The organism is Paenibacillus sp. PSB04 (assembly GCF_025809195.1).
Taxonomy (GTDB): Bacteria; Bacillota; Bacilli; order Paenibacillales; family Paenibacillaceae; genus Paenibacillus_AQ; species Paenibacillus_AQ favisporus.
In genome coordinates this window covers 7,164,387-7,182,915 of the sequence record NZ_CP081301.1, presented here as the reverse complement: position 1 = coordinate 7,182,915, position 18,529 = coordinate 7,164,387, and the positions used below count along the sequence as shown (strand labels likewise).

The window sequence follows — 18,529 nt, the reverse complement described above, 5'->3', positions numbered from 1 at the left end:
AAGGAGATGCAGAAGAACGACGGGATGAATTATGCCCCGAAAGGGAAACCCAATCCGGTGGTCAAGCCGGGTGAATTTGTGATTGCCGCGGTAGCGCTCGATCATGGGCACATCTATGGGATGGTCAACGGACTGATCGAGGCAGGCGCTACATTAAAGTGGGTTTATGACCGTGACCGGGCCAAAGCGGAAGCATTCGCACGAACCTATCCTCAAGTAACGATTGCAGCCTCCGAGGAAGAGATATTTTCAGATCCGCAGGTTCAGCTTGTTTCAGGAGCAGCCGTTACTTCGGAACGATGTGCGCTCGGTCTCCGGGTGATGGACGCAGGCAAAGATTATTTTACGGATAAAGCTCCCTTTACCACGCTTGAGCAGCTGGAGTCGGCCCGAGCCAAAGTGCGTGAAACCGGAAGAAAGTATATGGTTTATTACAGCGAAAGGCTGCATGTCGAATCGGCGGTTTATGCCGGGCAGCTCATTGAGCAGGGCGCGATCGGGCGGGTGCTGCAGGTGACGGGATTCGGACCGCATCGGTTAAACGCTTCGTCCCGGCCGGAGTGGTTTTTTCAAAAGAAGCAATACGGAGGAATTCTATGCGATATTGGCAGCCACCAGGTCGAGCAGTTTCTTTTTTATGCGGGTTGTAAACAAGCGGAGGTGCTGCACAGTAAAGTGGCAAACTACAACAACCCTGAATATCCGGAGCTTGAGGATTTTGGCGATGCCACCCTGCTGGGGGACAACGGGGCCACGCAATATTTCCGGGTGGACTGGTTTACGCCGGACGGCTTAGGTTCATGGGGAGACGGACGCACGCTGATATTGGGAACCGAAGGTTATATTGAGCTGAGAAAATATATCGATATCTCCCGCGATCGGACCGGCAATCATGTCTACCTGGTCAATCAGGAAGGGGAATACCATTTTCATGTTGACGGACAGGTTGGATATCCGTTCTTTGGAGAACTCATTCTTGACTGTCTGAACCGGACCGAAAATGCCATGACGCAGGAGCATGCGTTTATGGCGGCGGAATTGTGTTTGAAAGCGCAGGAAATGGCGATGGACGTAACCCGCGGCGGCAGCTGATTGCATGACCAGGCCATGAAGTTCATGGAGCAGCTGCTTAATATTGCATCTGTTAAAAATAAGCTGGGGAGGGTCTCGTATATATCATACAACCCTCCCTTATTCGTTATTTAGGTTGATTTGTCAGTTGTTTGACCATGAGGATATGAGGTATGCCATCTTCCATAAATTCCTCCGAGGAAGTTCGATACCCAAGTTTCTTATAGAACCCTTCCGCCTGACTTTGCCCGTGCAGTTTAACCTGCTGTATCCCTTTGTCTTTAGCGATTTCTTCTAACGATGCAATGATCCTTCTCCCGATTCCAAATTTGCGGTAAGGCTGCAGGATGCAAATCCGCTCCAGCTTTCCGGATCCTTCATGAATTCGTATCCTTCCCGTTCCTACGGGCTGACCATCATAATAGGCGATGATGTGCTCACATGGTCCACCCAAAGTATCAAACTCGTCGAATTCATCATTCAGCGGCACGCCCTGTTCCTCAACAAATACGTTCCTCCGGATAGCAAATGCAGCCTCTAACTCTTCAGGTAGATTAATTCTTTGGGTTTTCAATCGTTTTCGTCCCTTTCATGATGTATTCAATGATCGTTATTCAAATTATAGGATGAATTATGTTGTAAGTGCAATAAAAATAACTCTCTGCGGTTGAAAACACCTGTGAGAATCAAAAAAGCCCCGAATAACGGGGCTTGAAAATCATATTGGTTGGTCTGAGGACAAAAAGGCTGTGACCATCTCAATCTCAATTTAGCTCTGCACGCTTGTCTTGATAAGATCTTTGGCATGCTGCCTGCCTGTCGATAATAAACTGTCACTCAGCTCGGCATCACTAACGGAACGCGCCAGTACAATCGTGCCGACCATAAGGCTCAGCAAAGCTTGGCCAGTCAACGGATCGACTTCTGCCAGATCAGAGATAAAATCAATCATGCGCTGCAGCTCCTCGGTAAAGACTTCGCGCACCTCATCGGACATTCGGGATACTTCCCCGGAAAGGGCGGGAAGAATGCAGCCCACCTCGGTCTGGTCGCGATGCTGCGGACTCAAATAATAATGAATGACTGCGTGGATTTTGGGTGCTTCCTTTTCCTGGTCCGCCGCCTTCTGCAGCAGGGCAATGGTCTCGCTGATCGCAAAGCGGCAAGTTTCAGCGACCAATTGCTCTTTATTGTCAAAGTGGGAATAGAACCCCCCGTGCGTCAGACCGGCACCCTTCATAATAAAGGGAACGCTGATGCCCTGTACTCCGCTGGCCCGAATGGCTTTGGCTGCACTTTCAATAATCCGGCCGCGAACCTTTAATTTGTGACCTTCCGGATATGGCAAAACAATCACTCCTACTAGGAAAAAACGCATTTTAAAATATTATAGGCATCATAATAAAACCTGTCAATTTCCTCGGTCCAGTCGTTTGGATCTTATGGCAAACAAGCAGGGATATTGACTGTTATAAAATATGATGACTATAATATATTATGTTCATCATATTTTATTTCGGAGGTGCAAAATTATGATCGACCTTAAATCGGTAGATACCCTGGTAATAGGATCGGGTCCGGGAGGTTATGTGGCGGCGCTTCGGTCAGCACAGCTTGGAATGACAACGGCTGTCGTTGAGCGCGGCCGGGTCGGTGGCGTGTGCACCAATATAGGTTGCATTCCTTCCAAAGCGTTGATTGGGGAAGCACATCGCTTCAAGCAGCATAAGCAATGGAATCAGGCAGTTGCTGCTGCTGCTTCCTTTGAGGATGCTCAGGGCTTTAAACAAGCCGTCGTAAATAAGCAAGCCCGTGGAGTTCAATATTTATTAAAGACGGCCGGAGTATCGGTTCTTGAAGGAGAGGCACGCTTGATCGACGAGCACACCGCTTCCATTCAACAAGCGGGAGCCGAACAAAGGATTTCTTTTAAACACGCCATCTTAGCAACCGGTTCTCGTCCAATTGAGCTTGCGGCTTTGCCCTACGGCGGACGTATTATGTCTTCCACTGAAGCGTTGTCCCTTTCACAAATTCCATCGAGCCTGGTCGTAATCGGCGGCGGTTATATCGGCGTTGAACTGGGGCAAATGTATGCCAAATTCGGAACAAAAGTTACGATTCTGGAGGGAGGAGGACAGGTGCTGCCCGGATTTGAGGCGGACCTTGTGGCTCCGGTTGTACGGCAGTTAAACGAAGACGGTGTAACTATCATTACGGAGGCTATAGCCGTCCATGCGGAACAGGATGCAGACGGGCTGACGCTCAGCTATATGTGTCAAGATGAGCAGCGTACTGTAAGAGCAGAATATGCGCTGGTGACTGTTGGAAGAAGACCGAATACGGACGGCGAATTAGGGCTCGAGAACATCGGCTTGCAGACAACGGTCAGGGGGCTGATCGAAACGGACGCTCAGTGCAGAACGGCAGTTCCGCATATATTTGCGATCGGTGACATTACGGAAGGTCCGGCTCTGGCCCATAAAGCTTCCTACGAAGCTAAAGTTGCGGCAGAAGCTATCGCCGGCAAACCTTCTATTGTGGATTACAGAGCTATTCCGCTTGTTGTGTTTTCCGAACCTGAATTGGCCAGCGCTGGTCTGACAGAGACAGCATGCAAGGAGCAAGGGATCCCGGTTATCGCAGGCAAATCCTCCTTTAGTATTAATGGCAGAGCTTTGGCGCTGAAAGAAGAGCCAGGATTTGTGAAGATCATTGCGGATCAAGCGTCGGGGATCGTTAAAGGAGCGCAAATCGTGGGCATAGAGGCGTCAACCCTCATATCGGAGCTGGTCTTGGCGATCGAAATGGGAGCGACCGTAGAGGATTTGGCGATGACAATTCATCCCCATCCTACGTTAGGGGAAGTCATTATGGACGCGGCCGAGAACGCGGTGAGAAAAATGAGGATTGTAAAATAAATAATGAGAATGGCGAAATAAATGTGGCCTTTTGCCCAAAAGAAAAGCCATTTGCGAGAGCAAACGGCTTTCATGACGGCGATTCATACTCAGCTCATCCTGTCTTTCTCATTCTTCATCTTGTTCATCTCGGTTAAAGTCATCTCATTGCACTGCCGGATGAAGTTCAAAATCAGCTGCAGTTCCTGCTCCGTATACTGCGAGACGATCTCGAGCGTCGACTGCATAATCGATTGGAACAAGGGAGAGATGGATGCCGAGCCTTCCGGCACCGGTTTGACGACGACACGTCTGCGATCGTTCGGATCCTTATCCCGGATGACATAACCCGCTTGTTCGAGCCGGTCGATGACACTGGTCACAGCACCGGTTGTAAGCCCGGTTAACTGGGCCAGCTGGCCGGCCGTGACAGGTCCGGCTTGATTCAAGTAATCCAGGCATTTGTGATCGGTGGCGTTCAACCCCAATCGTTCCGAAATGAGCTGATGGAACATTACGGCACGGGTGCTGTTCTGGCGCAGCTCGTGCACCATTTCCTGCTGTAAGGAAGCGAGTTCAGGTGACACGCGGTCCTTTTCTTTTGACATCTTGATTCCTCCGCGTATGCGACTTATGTCTTTTCTCGTTAAGATAAACATTATATTAAGATGATTTGCCGATCAAGACTTATTTACTCTGCATAGTCACATTATGGCGTCTATTTCGACCCAATCCACGAAAAGGGCGGTTTTACGCAATGTGAAGGAGGCTTAAAGATCAGCAACGGAGGAACTGCAATTAAGCAGAAAGAAAACCCTTGTTTGTTTATCAAGGGTTTTCTAGTTTCTCTCAGTATGTTTAATAAATACGATATTTTCCGCTTAGCGCGAGGAGGCTAAAGAAATAAAGGCAGTTGTCGTAATATCGGCGAATGCCGGTTCTAAGCGGTGTGCTCCAGAACTTGTGAACAAAGGGGAGCGCATCTTCACCGTCGGCGGCCAGCGATGCCATCGCATTGGTAGCCAACAGCCCGATGGGGTGCAGGGCAGGCTCTTCGAAAGGGCTCCCGTCGATGCGGTATCTCCGGTATTCGGAAGGCTCGATCTCCCGGAAAAACCGCTGAATCCGGTTGGACTGCCCGACCTGCCATGGGTCCTGGCGGAACCATTCCCAGTCGAGGGCAATGTTGGCCGCCACCCGGTACGCATCGCTGAAGAAATGGCGGTAATCGCCATGGGGCTGCGGTTCAGCCGGCGTGCCGTCATAATTCGCATACTCCGGAGACAGTCCTGTTTGGGGGTGACAGGCCAGATGCAGATAAGCCCGGCTGGCGACGGCAGCTTCTTTCCAAAAAGTTCGATCCCGTTCGTCGGCACGCTCGGCGAACAGCTCATAGAAATGGGGAAGGTGATAGGATGGATCGCTGAAGGGAGACTCCGGAATGAACTTGATGAGCTTGGTTGCAGGGTCCCACATCGGATCTCCTTCCTGGTCCCGGCCTTTATGAACGCAAGCGCGAAGAATCGTCTTCGCCTGCTCGGAGTAATCGTACGGCGGCAGTCCGTCGCCCCACCGGCTTGAAGCAAAGAACAGGGCCATTGCAAAATATTCCTCCCCGTCAGGAGCAGGTCCAGGAGACAAGCGGGTGCCGTCCGGCTTGCAGTGCCAGGCGAAATAATCCTTGTAGCGTCCTTCCTTATGCTGCATATACGATTTGGAAAAATTCCAGAGCCGGTCGAAGATGTCTTTCTTATCCATCTGAACGGCCATCATCATGCCGTATGACATGCCTTCGGTGCGGACGTCCGAATTGCCTGTATCCAGAACATATCCTTTATCCTCGCCAAGAGGAAAGTAGATCCGAACCTCAGGTGCACCGTCAAACAGGTCATTCCACGCCTGTTCGAGCCTTGCGTCGATCTCCTCTGGCGAATAACCCGCTTCCAGGAATACATTCCGATATTGGCCGGTATAAAACGCTCCTTGCATCGTTAGAGCCATAATCAACCTCCAGCTGTTAGTTTAAGCTTATCGTAACATAAGGGGCACTCTAAAAATTAAAGCGTTTACCCTTCAAATTATAGATGTTCGTGTTCCGATGTACAAAAATAATACTTTACCGATCGTTCCCTATATGTTATGCTGAATTCGTAAAGAAAAGGGTTCACAGCGTTCGAAGTAGAATGTACATTCTCAAAATAGGCAATACTGTTCTAAGATAAGCGAAAGGAAAGGGAAGCGGAAAGGACAGATTTTCTATACCGATGATTCCCGAAATGATAATATAACGGAAGGAGGTGTACGGGGTGGCCAGAAGCAAAGAATTTGAGGAAAGTGCCGTTCTCGAGAAAGCGATGAAGCTGTTCTGGGAACAGGGCTACGAGAAGACATCCATGAACGACCTTGTCGAGCATATGGGCATTCACCGCAGAAGCCTGTATGATACGTTCACCGATAAGCATACGTTGTTCCTGAAAGCGATCGACCGCTTTGGGGAACGGTTCAACGCCAGAATGTCCGCAGGGGTTAAGCAGTCGGAAACGGCCGAACAAGCGCTGAAGTTTGTTTTCCAATACATGATTCATGGGGATGAAGACGTACCGCCAGGCTGCATGGTTGTGAACTCGGCCGTGGAACTGGGGATCCGTGATGAAGAGGTGGACGCAAAGGCGACGGAGGCATTTGCCAAAGCCGAGCAGCTGGTGAGGGAAATCGTGTTTTGGGGGCAGCAGAACGGAGAGTTTACAAGGGAATACGAAGCGGAAGAATTGGCGGAGTACCTTCATAACGCGCTGGTGGGAATTCGAGTGATGAAACGGACGTCCATTCCCCAAGAAAAACTGGAGCGGATCGCAGACGTATCGATACGCTTCGTCAAAAAATAAAAACATATTTTTTTTCATAATTATAGAATGATCGTTCTCAAAATAACAGTGCTTAATCTTTTTAATGAGCATAGCATGACGCATTGTTAATAGAACGATCATTCTCAAAAAAGGAGACCATCATTATGAAGACGTTAATTATTGCTGCACATCCCGATTTACAAGCCTCCCGGATCAACCGGGCCTGGACCGAAGCGGCACAAAAGCAAGCAGAGACGACCGTACACCTGCTGTATGAAGCCTATCCGGACAAAAAGATCGACGTCGCACGGGAGCAAAGTTTGCTGGAGAGCCATGACCGGATTATTTTTCAATACCCGCTGTACTGGTACAGCACGCCGCCGCTCCTCAAACAGTGGTTTGATGAGGTTCTCACCTACGGCTGGGCTTTCGGTCCTGGAGGGGACCGCTTGAAAGGGAAAGAAATCGGTATTGCCATCTCGACTTCAGGCACCGCGGCTTCGTATCAACCGGGAGGATACAACCTGTTTACGATCAGGGATATCGCGAAGCCGGTGGAAGCGCTGGCTAACTATGTTAGCGCCCGCTATCTCCCGCCCTTTGCACTGCATAACGCGCATCATGTGACGGATGAGCAGATCGCCGACAGCCAGGCCGCGTATGTCAAGCACTTGGTTGAGGCGCAGCCCGTGCGATACGAAGCACTTGAAATTCTTTGATCATTTCATAACGATGACCATTTTCATCAAAACAATAACAGGGAGGAAATGAAGATGAATAACAGCAAAATTGCACTTGTGACGGGAGCCAGCAAAGGAATCGGATTTGAGGTGGCCAAACAATTGGGGCAGCAGGGCATTACGGTATTAACAGCAGCACGGACGAAAGAAGCGGCGGATCAGGCGGCGTCGGAGCTGCGTCAGCAGGGGATCGAAGCGGTCGGCGTTCAGCTGGAGGTGACGAATGAAGCCCATATCACGGAGCTTGCGAAGTGGATTGAAACGGAATACGGCCGGCTCGATATTCTGGTCAACAATGCAGGCGTCCACCTGGAAAAATCCGGATATGAAGGCGACGCTTTCAGAGATACGTTTGAAGTGAACACGTTTGCGCCTTATTTTATTACGGAGGCACTGATGCCATTGCTGCTGAAAAGTGAGGCAGGGCGGATCGTGAACCAAAGCAGCGCGCTCGGCTCGATGCAATTTATTCTGACGAACGAGCTGGCGCAGCGTATTGCGACCCCCGCCTATTCAGCCTCGAAAGCGGCGCTGAATATGCTGACGGCCTATTGGGCGCAAAAGACCAGCGGGACGAACCTGAAAGTTAACGCGGTGCATCCGGGGTTGGTTAAGACCCGCATGGGCGGTGACAAGGCTGAGCTAACGGCCGAAGAAGGCGCGGTGACGGCTGTTCGGCTGGCAACGATACCTGAGGATGGACCAACCGGCGGATTTTTCTACATGGATGACAAGCTTCCGTGGTAAATACTTCTATATATCGGCAAAAGCCCTTGAGAGATCAAGGGCTTTTTCTTGTTCTTTCGTATTTTTGCTTTGCATATGACATCTCATGTCATATAATCAAAAGGATAATCAGAATAAGTGGAGGGACATAAAATGGCATCGAAAATCAGAATTGGAATTGTAGGCTATGGTAACCTTGGACGAGGCGTCCAGGCATCCATCGCGCAGAACGAAGATATGGAATTGGTGGCGGTATTCACACGGCGTGACCCGTCGCAGATGCCTGCGGAAGCGGGCGTCAAATTTGAGCATGTATCGACGGTGGAACAATATAAAGGATCGATCGATGTCATGATTCTGTGCGGAGGATCCGCAACCGATCTTCCCGAGCAAACACCGGCCATTGCCGCCCTGTTTAACACAGTGGACAGCTTTGATACGCATGCCAAGATTCCTGAGTTTTTTGCAAGCGTGGATGCAGCGGCTAAAAACGGACAAACTGTCAGCGTCATTTCGACCGGCTGGGATCCGGGCCTGTTCTCCATGAACAGACTGCTCGCTGAGTCGATTCTCCCGCAGGGTAAGGAATACACATTCTGGGGTAAAGGCGTCAGCCAGGGCCACTCGGATGCCATCCGCCGCGTTCCGGGCGTCAAAGCAGGAGTGCAGTATACCGTCCCGGTAGAAAGCGTCATCGAACAAATCCGCAGCGGCGAAACGCCAGAACTGGCAACCCGCGAGAAGCACGAACGGATTTGCTATGTCGTTGCTGAAGAGGGTGCGGACCGTGCCGAGATTGAAAAGACGATCGTGGAGATGCCTAACTATTTTGCAGACTATGACACAACAGTTCATTTCATTACGGAAGAAGAGCTGAAATCCGAGCACAGCGGGATGCCGCACGGCGGATTTGTGATCCGCAGCGGAGTGACCGGCCAAGGAACGAAGCAAATCGTCGAATTCAGCCTGAAGCTGGAGAGCAACCCGGAATTCACCGCAAGCGTATTGACCGCTTATGCCAGAGCGGCCGTCCGGTTGGCCAAAGAAGGAGCCGTTGGCGCCAAAACGGTATTTGATATCCCGCTCGGTTATCTATCCGCGAAAAGCGATGCGGAGCTGCGCCAGCAATTGCTGTAATTTTGCACCGATAAATGCATTTAATCGACTAAAAAAATATTTTTTATTGGAAAAAACCCCTAAACCTGCATTAGAATTTAGTGAAGCAAAGCGTTATAGTGCAAAAAAATGTGCGAATTGTGCAAAAGGGGTTGGGTTATGAATAGTGTAATGGATACGAAGGGTTTAAATACAGCCGAAAAGTATGTTAACGATGTGTATAATTTAGTCGTTTCCCGGAATCCTTCCGAGGATGAGTTCCACCAGGCCGTTAAGGAAATTTTTGACTCGCTGGTACCTGTTCTTGCAAAACATCCGGAGTACATGGAAGAAGGCATTTTAGAACGCATGGTCGAACCTGAGCGTCTCATCACATTCCGCGTGCCTTGGGTGGACGATAACAACAAGATTCAGGTCAACCGGGGATTTCGGGTACAATTTAACAGTGCACTCGGTCCATATAAGGGAGGACTCCGGTTCCATCCGTCCGTCAATGCAAGCATCATCAAGTTTTTGGGTTTTGAGCAAATCTTGAAAAACGCATTGACCGGCCAGCCGATCGGCGGAGGCAAGGGCGGCTCCGATTTTGATCCAAAGGGCAAGTCGGACCGGGAAATCATGCGGTTTACCCAAAGCTTCATGACGGAGCTGTATAAGTATATCGGACCCGATGCGGACGTCCCTGCTGGCGACATCGGCGTAGGAGCCCGGGAGATCGGGTACATGTTCGGGCAGTATAAGCGGATCCGGGGCGGCAACGAAGCCGGCGTGCTTACGGGCAAGGGCATCGGATACGGCGGAAGTCTGGCGCGTACGGAAGCGACCGGCTACGGATGCGTGTATTTCGTGGATGAAATGCTGAAAGACAACGATCTGTCCTTTGAGGGAAGCAAAGTCGTCGTATCCGGTTCCGGAAACGTATCCATTTATGCTATGCGCAAAGCGAAAGAACTCGGCGCTACGGTTGTCGCGTGCAGCGATTCCAACGGCTATATCTATGACGAAAAGGGACTGGACATCGATACGGTTCAGCGCCTGAAAGAAGTGGAGCGGAAACGGATTAAAGATTACATCAATGAACATCCGGATGCCGTTTATGTCGAGGGCTGCCGTGACATTTGGACCGTTCCATGCGATATCGCGCTGCCTTGCGCCACGCAAAACGAAATCGACGAGGAATCGGCCGCTCTGCTCGTTAAGAATGGCGTGAAGGCGATCGGTGAGGGCGCAAACATGCCGTCCACCCTTCAGGCGATCGAAATTTTCCAGAAGAACGGTGTCCTGTTTGCACCGGCCAAAGCAGCGAACGCGGGCGGCGTTGCCGTATCCGCGCTGGAAATGGCCCAAAACAGTATGAGAATGTCCTGGAGCTTTGAAGAGGTTGACGCAAAGCTGAATGATATCATGAAAAATATTTATGCGAGCTGCGTTCAGGCAGCCGATGAATACGGATATCATGGCAATCTCGTCGTAGGCGCCAATGCTGCCGGATTCCGGAAAGTAGCGGACGCTATGATCGCTCAGGGGATCGTCTAAGTCCTCCCTACAGCTTAGTAAACCATTCGAAATGAACTCATATCACGATAAAAACCACGGATAAAGGATGAGATACCCTTCCTTTGTCCGTGGTTTTCTTTTTTATACGTTACGAACCAATCGGAGTACCACGGCTTCATCCCGCATATGAAAAAGCCCTTGGGTCCCAAGGGCTCCACTGAATATGGATTTAAAAGGCCACAGGCAGGGCAGCGAGCCCTTGGGAGCTGAGCGTAAAGTTCCAAGGGACCTCATCCCGGGGAATGCTCAGCCGCAGGTTCGGCATGCGCTTCAGCAGCGTAGTAAAGGCGATGTCCCCTTCGATGCGGGCCAGCGGCGCTCCCAGGCACATATGGATGCCGTGGCCAAAGGCGAGATGCCGGTTGATCTGGCGCGTTATGTCCAGCTGTTCGGACTGGTCGAACTGGCGCTCGTCCCGATTGGCCGATTTCAGCACGGGGATCACGGCATCGCCTTTCTTGATGGACTGCCCGGCGAGCACGATGTCCTCCGTGGCAAAGCGGGGTCCGGCAATGGTGGCCGGCCCGTTGAAGCGCAGCAGCTCCTCAACGGCAGAAGGCACCAGGCTCGGCTCGGCCTTGAGCTTCTCCAGCTGCTCTGGATGATCCAGCAGCATCAGGCTGCCGGTGGCGATCAGGTTCGAGGTCGTTTCGTGGCCGGCAAAGATGAGCAGGGTGATCATCGACACGAGTTCAGTTTCCGAGAGCCGGTCTCCTGCCTCTTCGATCGCGATCAGCTGGCTGATGAGGTCGTCCGCAGGCTGCCGCCGTTTGGAAGCTACCAGCCGGGCGGTGTACTCGCCGAAGGCGCGCATATTCTCTTCAACGCCCGGCTCGCGTCTTCCCAGTCCCAGCCCATGGGCGAGAGCGGCCGACCAGGTATGTATCTGCTCCCGGTCTTCCTGGGGAACGCCCAGCATTTCGGAAATGACGTTGATCGGGAGCGGATAGGCGTAGTCCTTGACGAGGTCCATCTCGCATTGCGCCTGGACATGGTCGAGCAGTTCGTCGGCGATTTCCTGCACGCGGGGACGAAGGCTCTCCATGTATCGCGGCGAGAACGCCTTGGATACGAGGCTCCGCAGCCGCCGGTGGTCCGGGTCATCGACCGTGAGCATGGAGTGTCCGGTGAAAAAGGTGGGAGGTGCGGACGCATCCGAACCGCCGGCCAAGCTCTTTCTGAAATCTTCATTCCCGTCGATCGAAGCGGGGTCCACCGTGAAATGGGCATGGTCTTTGAGCACCTGCATCGCTTCCTCCATCCGGGTGACCATCCACGCTTGACGATCCGGCCCGCCCATCGGAAACGGGATCGGAATGACAGCGTTCAATTCTCTCATTTGGGCGAATACAGGGAACGGATTGTCCCCGCTGGCACCGCTGAACAGATTCAGCGCTTCCGGGGCAATGGGATCTGACGGATTCATCATCAAACCATCCTTTCATAAGCAGAGTATTTTGGCCTTGCCTTAGCAGGACGGAGCTGTCTGTAGGGATGATCGAATGATTGAAATAAGCTGTGATAACAGGTGGAATCTTAGAAATGGCCCGTCCCGAAAAGCTTGGGCCTACGTCTTCGCGCTGCTGTGTCCGTATTTTGCATTGTGGATTGCGCTTAAATTTAATATAATGTCACTGAGTGACAAAAGTCAATGAAGGAAGAATTCGAGATGAATCCTAAAGAAAACATACATCCCATAGAAGCGCCGGCAGGTTTAAGGGAGCGAAAGAAACGTCTGGCCCAGGCGGCGATTGAGGAAGCGGCGCTGCGGCTTTTTCAGCAGAAGGGCTATGAGCAGACCTCGATTCAGGACATTGCCGATGCGGTCACGATGTCGTCGCGCACGTTCTTCCGGTATTATGCGTCCAAGGAGGAAGTGCTGTCGGGACCGATCCGCAGCACGCAGCTGGATGGGGTCCGACACCTGCTGGAAGCGGAGCCTCCGGCATCACCCCATGCCGCCCTGCAATCGGTCTTCAGTTACCTGGCCAGCCAATACGAGAAGCAGCGCCCGGGTCTTGTGCTCCGGTACCGCATAGCCGGGCAGACGCCCTCTATCGCGTCTTTATTTTTGTACACGCTGATGGAGACGGAGCCGGATCTCTGCGATGCGCTGTGCTCGAGGCTCGAAACCGGGGCGGACCGTGATGAAGTCCGGTTTCTGGTGGCCGTCTATATGGCGGCTCTGCGCGTCTCCATCGAAGAATGGCTGGAGCAGGGGGACGATGCGAACCTGGTGGATAGGCTGCATCGCCATATGGACCGGCTTTCTTCTATGCCGGGTTGAGGTCATACAGTTAAGCGAAAAGATTCCGCGGCTCCTAGCGGAATTTTTTTGTTGATATAACCAAAAAGTGGGGTTCAGCCGGTCCGCCGGATTGCCGAGCGCCCGTATATGGTCGTGCATTGGTCGGAGTTTGACCGGGGCGGCCATTTCGCCGCCATGGAGGTACCGGATCAGCTTGCCGAAGATCTGCGCTCCTTTTTCCGGCAGTTCAGAGACTAATCAATAAACAGCAAGAACACACCTTGAAGCTTCAAGGTGTGTTCTTTATTGAAGGTATAAGAGAATATAAGCCTTTTCTAGTTAGACTGGCGCTGATTTTTAGCACTCGGAACATGTCCGGAAGGCCATCAGCTCATCTGAATAGGATGAATTCGATCAAGCAAGCTTTCTTTTACTGCGGGTTACCAAGCATAAGCCCGAGGGGCTTCTCCGCCGGGACCCGGGAAAATTTCGTCCAGGCGCGCCAGCACGTCTTCGCTCAGCTCGACCTCAACAACCCGGAGCGTCTGCTCGAACTGCTCCAGCGTCCGCGGTCCGATGATCGGGGCCGTCATCGCCGGATGCACGAGCGTCCAGGCGAGCGCTACCGTCGCTTCGGATTCGCCCAGCTCCTTGCACAGCTTCGAGAACTGCTCCAGCTGCGGGCGCAGCTTCTCAAGCCGCTCGGTCTGGCGCGCAGTCCGCGATCCTTCCTTCGGGTTCAGGTTGCCGCCAAGCACTCCGCCGTCCAGCGGGCTCCAGGCGATGACACCGATGCCATGCTCTTCCGCGGCAGGGAGCACTTCAAGCTCCGGCAGCCGGCAGAGCAGGCTGTATTTGTGCTGCTCGGACACCAGGCCGAGCAGGCCGCGCTTCTCCGCTTCGTACTGGGCCTTCACCAGGTCGCGACCGGCAAAGTTGCTGGCGCCGACGTATCCGATTTTTCCCTGGTTCTGATGAGTTTGAAAAGCGTTCCAGAGCTCATCCCAGGACACGTTCCGGTCCACATGGTGCATTTGATAGAGTTCGATATGGTCCGTCTGCAGCCTGCGGAGTGAGCCTTCCAGGTGGCGGCGGATCTTGTACGCAGAAAGTCCCCCTTGCTCATTGGGATCCACGATAGGATGTTCCATGTTGCCGTATACTTTCGTAGCGAGCACGACTTTTTCCCGTCTTCCGCCGCCTTGGGCGAACCAGCGGCCGATGATTTCCTCAGTCCATCCGCGGTGCTCATTACCGCCGTAGACGTTGGCCGTATCGAAGAAATTGACACCTGCGTCGAGGGCTGCATCCATAATCTTGAAGGCTTCCTTCTCCTCGGTGCTTGGACCAAAATTCATCGTACCGAGGCAGAGACGACTGACCTTTAATCCTGTTTTTCCCAAATAGGTATACTTCACGTTTCAATTTCCTCCTTTTCCTGGTGGATTCGGTAACATTATAATTCTTCTTTCGGTTTCTGGTAAGCACTGAAAAAAAGTATACTAAGTGAATCTCGTGTTACTTGATCTTGTTTGGGCCTGCTTTGAACTAACCTGCGTTGACCTCATTGGACCCTCCGGATCCTTCACTCCTCGTCATCATCCCCTAAACAGGCTGTAAGCCAAATAAGCGGCCGTAACCCACATAATGATGGCGGACAGCAGGTTCAGCCACGATCTGAGCCTGCCTGTCGAATCGAGGTTTCTGGCGGCCCGTCCCGCCGCGGCGAGCCCGGCGAACCATACCCAGGAGACGAGGACGCATGCCGCGCCGAACGCCAGCTTTTCCCAGCCGGCATAGTTTAAGGAGCTTGTGCCTACCACGCCGACGGTGTCCAGAATCGCATGGGGATTGAGCAGGGATACCGATACGGCAAAAGCGATTTGCTTTCGAGTCGATAAAGACCGGGCGTCTTCCCCGTTATGGGCGAGCGGTTTGCTCGTTAACGTGACGTAGCCCATGTACAGCAGGAAAGGAATCCCCAGCCCCAATAGGACCGTTCTGATCCAGGCATATTCAAGCACGACGACGGAAACGCCCATGATCGCCAGGGATATCAGCAGCGTATCGCAAAGGGAGGCGGCAATGACAGCCGGCAGTGCCCGGCTCAAGCGGGTATGGGCGGCGCCTTGACCGAACATAAACAGATTTTGAACGCCGAGCGGCAAAATCAGCCCAAGGGCCAATATAAATCCGTGAAATAAGGCGTGTATCATATCATTCCTCCTGTAATGTCCCTATTTTATCGAAGGCGCCACTCTAGGTCTCCATCCAATTGGTTGGTTAAGGACCCAACCAATCTGTTAGAATAAACGAAATCAACCATGATAGGAAGAGGGTCTATGCGTTACGAGGAATGGCATTTGGACAAGTCGTCTCCGGTGCCGCTTCACCGGCAGATTTACGAATATATGCAGGGGAAAATCATGAACGGGGAATGGCCCGTCGGCACGAGAATCCCTCCACAGCGGGAACTGGCCGCCCGGTTTCAAGTGAACCGCAGCACGGTGGTCTATGCGCTCGGAGAACTTGCGGCCAATGGGCTCATCGAATCCAAGGTTGGACAAGGAACCGTGGTGGTCAACAACACGTGGAATCTGCTTGCGGCTGGTCCCGCTCCCGACTGGAACCGCTACGTCCGGGCGGGAGCTTATCCGCCCAACATTCAGCTGATTCAGCGAATTAACCAGGCCGAGGCCAGGGCGGACATCATCCGGCTTGGAACGGGGGAGCTGTCGCCTGAGCTTCTCCCTTCAGCTAGTATGCAGGAAATCATCGGGAAGGGGAGCGGCGGGCATTTGTCGCTGGGATATTCCGAGCCCAAAGGAAGCCGGTTTCTCCGGGAGACACTCAGCGAATATTTACGGTCCAAGGGAATCTTCGCTTCCCCGTCGTCGATTCTGATCGTGTCGGGTGCGCTGCAAGGATTGCAACTGATATCGGTCGGTCTGCTCCAGCCCGGTTCGACCGTTCTGACGGAAACTCCGTCCTATCTGAACTCGATCCACGTGTTTCAGTCGGCAGGGATCCGGCTCGCCGGCGTTCCGATGGACCTGGAAGGGATTCGTCCGGATGCGGTGGGACCGGCCAAACGTCAGCATCAGGCGGGGCTGCTGTATACGATCCCGAGCTTCCATAACCCAACCGGACGGGTCATGTCAGGGAAGCGCCGGGAAGAGCTGATGAAGGCTGCGGCCTTGGAGCGGCTGCCGGTAATCGAAGATGACGTATACGGAGATTTGTGGCTGGACGCGCCGCCGCCCGCGCCGCTCAAGTCGGCCGATCCGCAGGGACTTGTCCTCTATATGGGGAGCATGTCCAAAACGCTTGGCCCGGGACTGCGGATCGGCTGGGTGGCAGGACCGGAACCGGTCATCGACCGGCTGGCCGACATCAAAATGCAAACAGACTACGGCGCCAGCTCGCTGTCCCAATATGCCGTGGCGGAGTGGCTGAGCACAGGCCGGTACGAGCCGCATCTTGCCGATATCCGGCAGAAGCTGAAGCTGCGCAGAGATTTTGCCCTCTCGATCCTTCAGCAATATTTTCAAGATATGGCAACGTGGGAGATACCCGGAGGCGGGTTTTACATTTGGCTGCGGCTGCATGTTCCCATCCCGGTTCACCAGCTGTTCGAACAGGCGCTGAAAGAGGGGATCCTCTTAAACCCGGGGCAAATTTATGACCGGCATGACCGGCAGCATCTGCGCTTATCGTATGCGTATGCATCCCTTCACGACCTGGAGCGGGGATTGATCCGACTGGCCGGAATGATTCGAGCGTATAGGTGAGGGTTCACCCTTGTGGTCCTGGATTTTGATTCCATTTTTCAAAAGGAATGGTTAATCTCTTGTCCTGAGGGATGAGTTTAGTAGTATAATGAAGTTTAGTGTCGAACGATCATCTTTCAAATTTAATTGAAAATAACTCTGTGTATACGGGAGGAAGCAACATGGACCATCAACAGATTCTCGTCCGTAACAACGTTCAAGTCACCGGGAGCGGCACGCAGTATTTGATTTTTGCCCATGGGTTCGGCTGCGACCAAAACATGTGGCGTTTTGTCGCACCTGCTTTCGAAGATCATTACAAAGTGGTCTTGTTTGATTTTGTCGGATCCGGCAGGTCAGACATTCGGGCGTATAATCCGGTCCGCTACAGCGATCTGGACGGCTATGCCCAGGATGTGCTGGATATATGCGAGGCACTGGGGGCAAGGGACGCGATTTTCGTAGGTCATTCCGTAGGTGCCATGATCGGCATTCTCGCTTCCATCCGCAGACCCGAATATTTTGAACGGCTGATTCTGATAGGCCCTTCCGCACGGTATTTAAACGACCTTCCCGATTATATCGGAGGCTTTGAACGCGAGGATTTGCTCGCTCTAATGGATATGATGGACAAAAACTATCAGGGTTGGGCAAGTTATCTGGCCCCCGTCATCATGGGCAATCCGGGGCGTCCCGAGTTGTCCGGCGAGCTCGAGCAGAGCTTCTGCGCAACCGATCCGAAGGTCGCCCGGCGGTTTGCCGAAGCGACGTTTCTCTCGGATTACCGGGATGCGCTTGGAAAGGTAACCGTGCCTTCCTTGATACTCCAATGCGCCGAGGACGTGATCGCGCCTCTGGAAGCAGGGGCTTATATCCATACCCACATGCCGGATAGCGAATTTCAGCTCATGGATGCTACCGGCCATTGTCCGCACATGAGCCATCCCGATGAAACGATTCAGCTGATTCAAGCCTACTTGGCGTCTGCCAGAGCCGGTCAGTCAAGCGAGTCCACACGGTAGTATGGACGAACGATTGGATCAGGCGCCTTGCGGATATGTGTCCATGGCCGATAATCGCGTTATCCAGGACGTCAACGCCACGCTGTGCCGCATGCTGGGATATGAGAAACGGGGAATGTGCGGAAGCAGCTTCGAATCGCTGTTGACCCGTTCCAGCCGGATTTTTTTTCAAATCTATTTTCTTCCGCTCATGAAGCTGAACCGGGGCGTCGAGGAAATGTATTTGACGTTTAAAACGAGCAGCGGCGAACCCCTTCCCGTGCTACTTAACGCTTCGGCCGTGGAACGGGATGGCGAATGGGTCTACGATTGCATGCTGATGCCCATGCGCCGGCGGATGGAATATGAACAGCAGATCCAGCAAGCCGAGAGCGCTTCAAACCGGGCGCGGGAAGAGCTTGAGCGGATCGAGAACCTTCTCCGGCAGAAACGCGATGAGCTGGAGCGGATACAGGGATCGTCTTCCATGGAATAAGAACAATACTTCATTTTTAAAAATAAGTGGTTTGCTAAAAAAGCCGCCGGACTCTTTG

General features: G+C 52.7%; 18 protein-coding genes. 11 read left to right on the top strand and 7 right to left on the bottom strand.

All coding sequences use genetic code 11. The features are described 5' to 3' along the window. Window positions 1-6: 6 nt before the first annotated feature. Window positions 7-1,092, top strand: a complete 1,086-nt coding sequence (locus K2F33_RS32965) for a Gfo/Idh/MocA family protein (protein WP_263880655.1) — start codon at window positions 7-9, stop codon at window positions 1,090-1,092. A gap of 106 nt (window positions 1,093-1,198) precedes the next feature. Here K2F33_RS32965 and K2F33_RS32960 read toward each other — a convergent pair whose 3' ends face one another. Next, window positions 1,199-1,645 carry a GNAT family N-acetyltransferase gene (locus tag K2F33_RS32960; protein WP_263880654.1) on the bottom strand — a complete coding sequence of 149 codons (447 nt, stop codon included), beginning with the start codon at window positions 1,643-1,645 and terminating at the stop codon, window positions 1,199-1,201. Between the two features lie 195 nt (window positions 1,646-1,840). Continuing rightward, the gene (locus tag K2F33_RS32955) at window positions 1,841-2,419 is read right to left on the bottom strand and encodes a TetR/AcrR family transcriptional regulator (protein WP_263880653.1); all 579 of its coding nucleotides are present in this window, start codon (window positions 2,417-2,419) and stop codon (window positions 1,841-1,843) included. Between the two features lie 184 nt (window positions 2,420-2,603). Between K2F33_RS32955 and lpdA the strand changes: the two genes are divergently transcribed. After that, window positions 2,604-3,992 (top strand): dihydrolipoyl dehydrogenase, encoded by a 1,389-nt coding sequence (lpdA, locus tag K2F33_RS32950; protein ID WP_263880652.1) that lies wholly within the window; start codon window positions 2,604-2,606, stop codon window positions 3,990-3,992. A gap of 89 nt (window positions 3,993-4,081) precedes the next feature. Here the strand turns inward: lpdA and K2F33_RS32945 are convergent, their stop codons facing one another. Together K2F33_RS32945 and K2F33_RS32940 are read right to left on the bottom strand one after the other, a co-directional pair. Next, window positions 4,082-4,579, bottom strand: coding sequence for a MarR family winged helix-turn-helix transcriptional regulator (locus K2F33_RS32945; RefSeq protein WP_076170443.1), 498 nt, complete (start codon window positions 4,577-4,579; stop codon window positions 4,082-4,084). Between the two features lie 250 nt (window positions 4,580-4,829). After that, window positions 4,830-5,972: a family 8 glycosyl hydrolase gene (locus K2F33_RS32940; protein ID WP_089545834.1), complete on the bottom strand. Its 1,143-nt coding sequence runs from the start codon at window positions 5,970-5,972 to the stop codon at window positions 4,830-4,832. Between the two features lie 305 nt (window positions 5,973-6,277). On the opposite strand from K2F33_RS32940, the gene K2F33_RS32935 reads away from it, so the two are divergent. The 5 genes from K2F33_RS32935 to gdhA all read left to right on the top strand — a co-directional run bounded on the left by K2F33_RS32935 (window position 6,278) and on the right by gdhA (window position 10,935). Next, window positions 6,278-6,856 carry a TetR/AcrR family transcriptional regulator gene (locus K2F33_RS32935; protein ID WP_116232286.1) on the top strand — a complete coding sequence of 193 codons (579 nt, stop codon included), beginning with the start codon at window positions 6,278-6,280 and terminating at the stop codon, window positions 6,854-6,856. A gap of 125 nt (window positions 6,857-6,981) precedes the next feature. Next, window positions 6,982-7,536 carry an NAD(P)H-dependent oxidoreductase gene (locus K2F33_RS32930; RefSeq protein ID WP_089545835.1) on the top strand — a complete coding sequence of 185 codons (555 nt, stop codon included), beginning with the start codon at window positions 6,982-6,984 and terminating at the stop codon, window positions 7,534-7,536. A 54-nt stretch (window positions 7,537-7,590) separates the two neighbouring features. After that, window positions 7,591-8,304: an SDR family oxidoreductase gene (locus K2F33_RS32925; protein WP_263880651.1), complete on the top strand. Its 714-nt coding sequence runs from the start codon at window positions 7,591-7,593 to the stop codon at window positions 8,302-8,304. Window positions 8,305-8,436: 132 nt separating this feature from the next. Continuing rightward, window positions 8,437-9,420: a diaminopimelate dehydrogenase gene (locus K2F33_RS32920; protein WP_076170438.1), complete on the top strand. Its 984-nt coding sequence runs from the start codon at window positions 8,437-8,439 to the stop codon at window positions 9,418-9,420. Between the two features lie 150 nt (window positions 9,421-9,570). Then, a complete protein-coding gene (gene gdhA, locus K2F33_RS32915; RefSeq protein ID WP_412974028.1) occupies window positions 9,571-10,935 on the top strand; it encodes an NADP-specific glutamate dehydrogenase in 1,365 nt (454 codons plus the stop codon). Between the two features lie 190 nt (window positions 10,936-11,125). Here the strand turns inward: gdhA and K2F33_RS32910 are convergent, their stop codons facing one another. Beyond that, window positions 11,126-12,385, bottom strand: coding sequence for a cytochrome P450 family protein (locus K2F33_RS32910; RefSeq protein WP_263880649.1), 1,260 nt, complete (start codon window positions 12,383-12,385; stop codon window positions 11,126-11,128). A gap of 240 nt (window positions 12,386-12,625) precedes the next feature. Here K2F33_RS32910 and K2F33_RS32905 point away from each other — a divergent pair, with 240 nt between their 5' ends. Further along, window positions 12,626-13,243, top strand: coding sequence for a TetR family transcriptional regulator (locus tag K2F33_RS32905; protein WP_263880648.1), 618 nt, complete (start codon window positions 12,626-12,628; stop codon window positions 13,241-13,243). A gap of 401 nt (window positions 13,244-13,644) precedes the next feature. Here the strand turns inward: K2F33_RS32905 and K2F33_RS32900 are convergent, their stop codons facing one another. Next, window positions 13,645-14,622, bottom strand: coding sequence for an aldo/keto reductase (locus K2F33_RS32900; protein ID WP_076170434.1), 978 nt, complete (start codon window positions 14,620-14,622; stop codon window positions 13,645-13,647). Window positions 14,623-14,802: 180 nt separating this feature from the next. Continuing rightward, window positions 14,803-15,420: a LysE/ArgO family amino acid transporter gene (locus K2F33_RS32895; protein ID WP_263880647.1), complete on the bottom strand. Its 618-nt coding sequence runs from the start codon at window positions 15,418-15,420 to the stop codon at window positions 14,803-14,805. Window positions 15,421-15,546: 126 nt separating this feature from the next. On the opposite strand from K2F33_RS32895, the gene K2F33_RS32890 reads away from it, so the two are divergent. From K2F33_RS32890 to K2F33_RS32880, 3 genes are all read left to right on the top strand, one after another. Continuing rightward, a complete protein-coding gene (locus K2F33_RS32890; protein WP_263880646.1) occupies window positions 15,547-16,995 on the top strand; it encodes an aminotransferase-like domain-containing protein in 1,449 nt (482 codons plus the stop codon). Window positions 16,996-17,156: 161 nt separating this feature from the next. Further along, complete coding sequence (locus tag K2F33_RS32885) at window positions 17,157-17,996, top strand: alpha/beta fold hydrolase (RefSeq protein WP_263880645.1); 840 nt, start codon at window positions 17,157-17,159, stop codon at window positions 17,994-17,996. Window position 17,997: 1 nt separating this feature from the next. Continuing rightward, complete coding sequence (locus K2F33_RS32880) at window positions 17,998-18,471, top strand: PAS domain S-box protein (RefSeq protein WP_263880644.1); 474 nt, start codon at window positions 17,998-18,000, stop codon at window positions 18,469-18,471. Window positions 18,472-18,529: the final 58 nt, after the last annotated feature.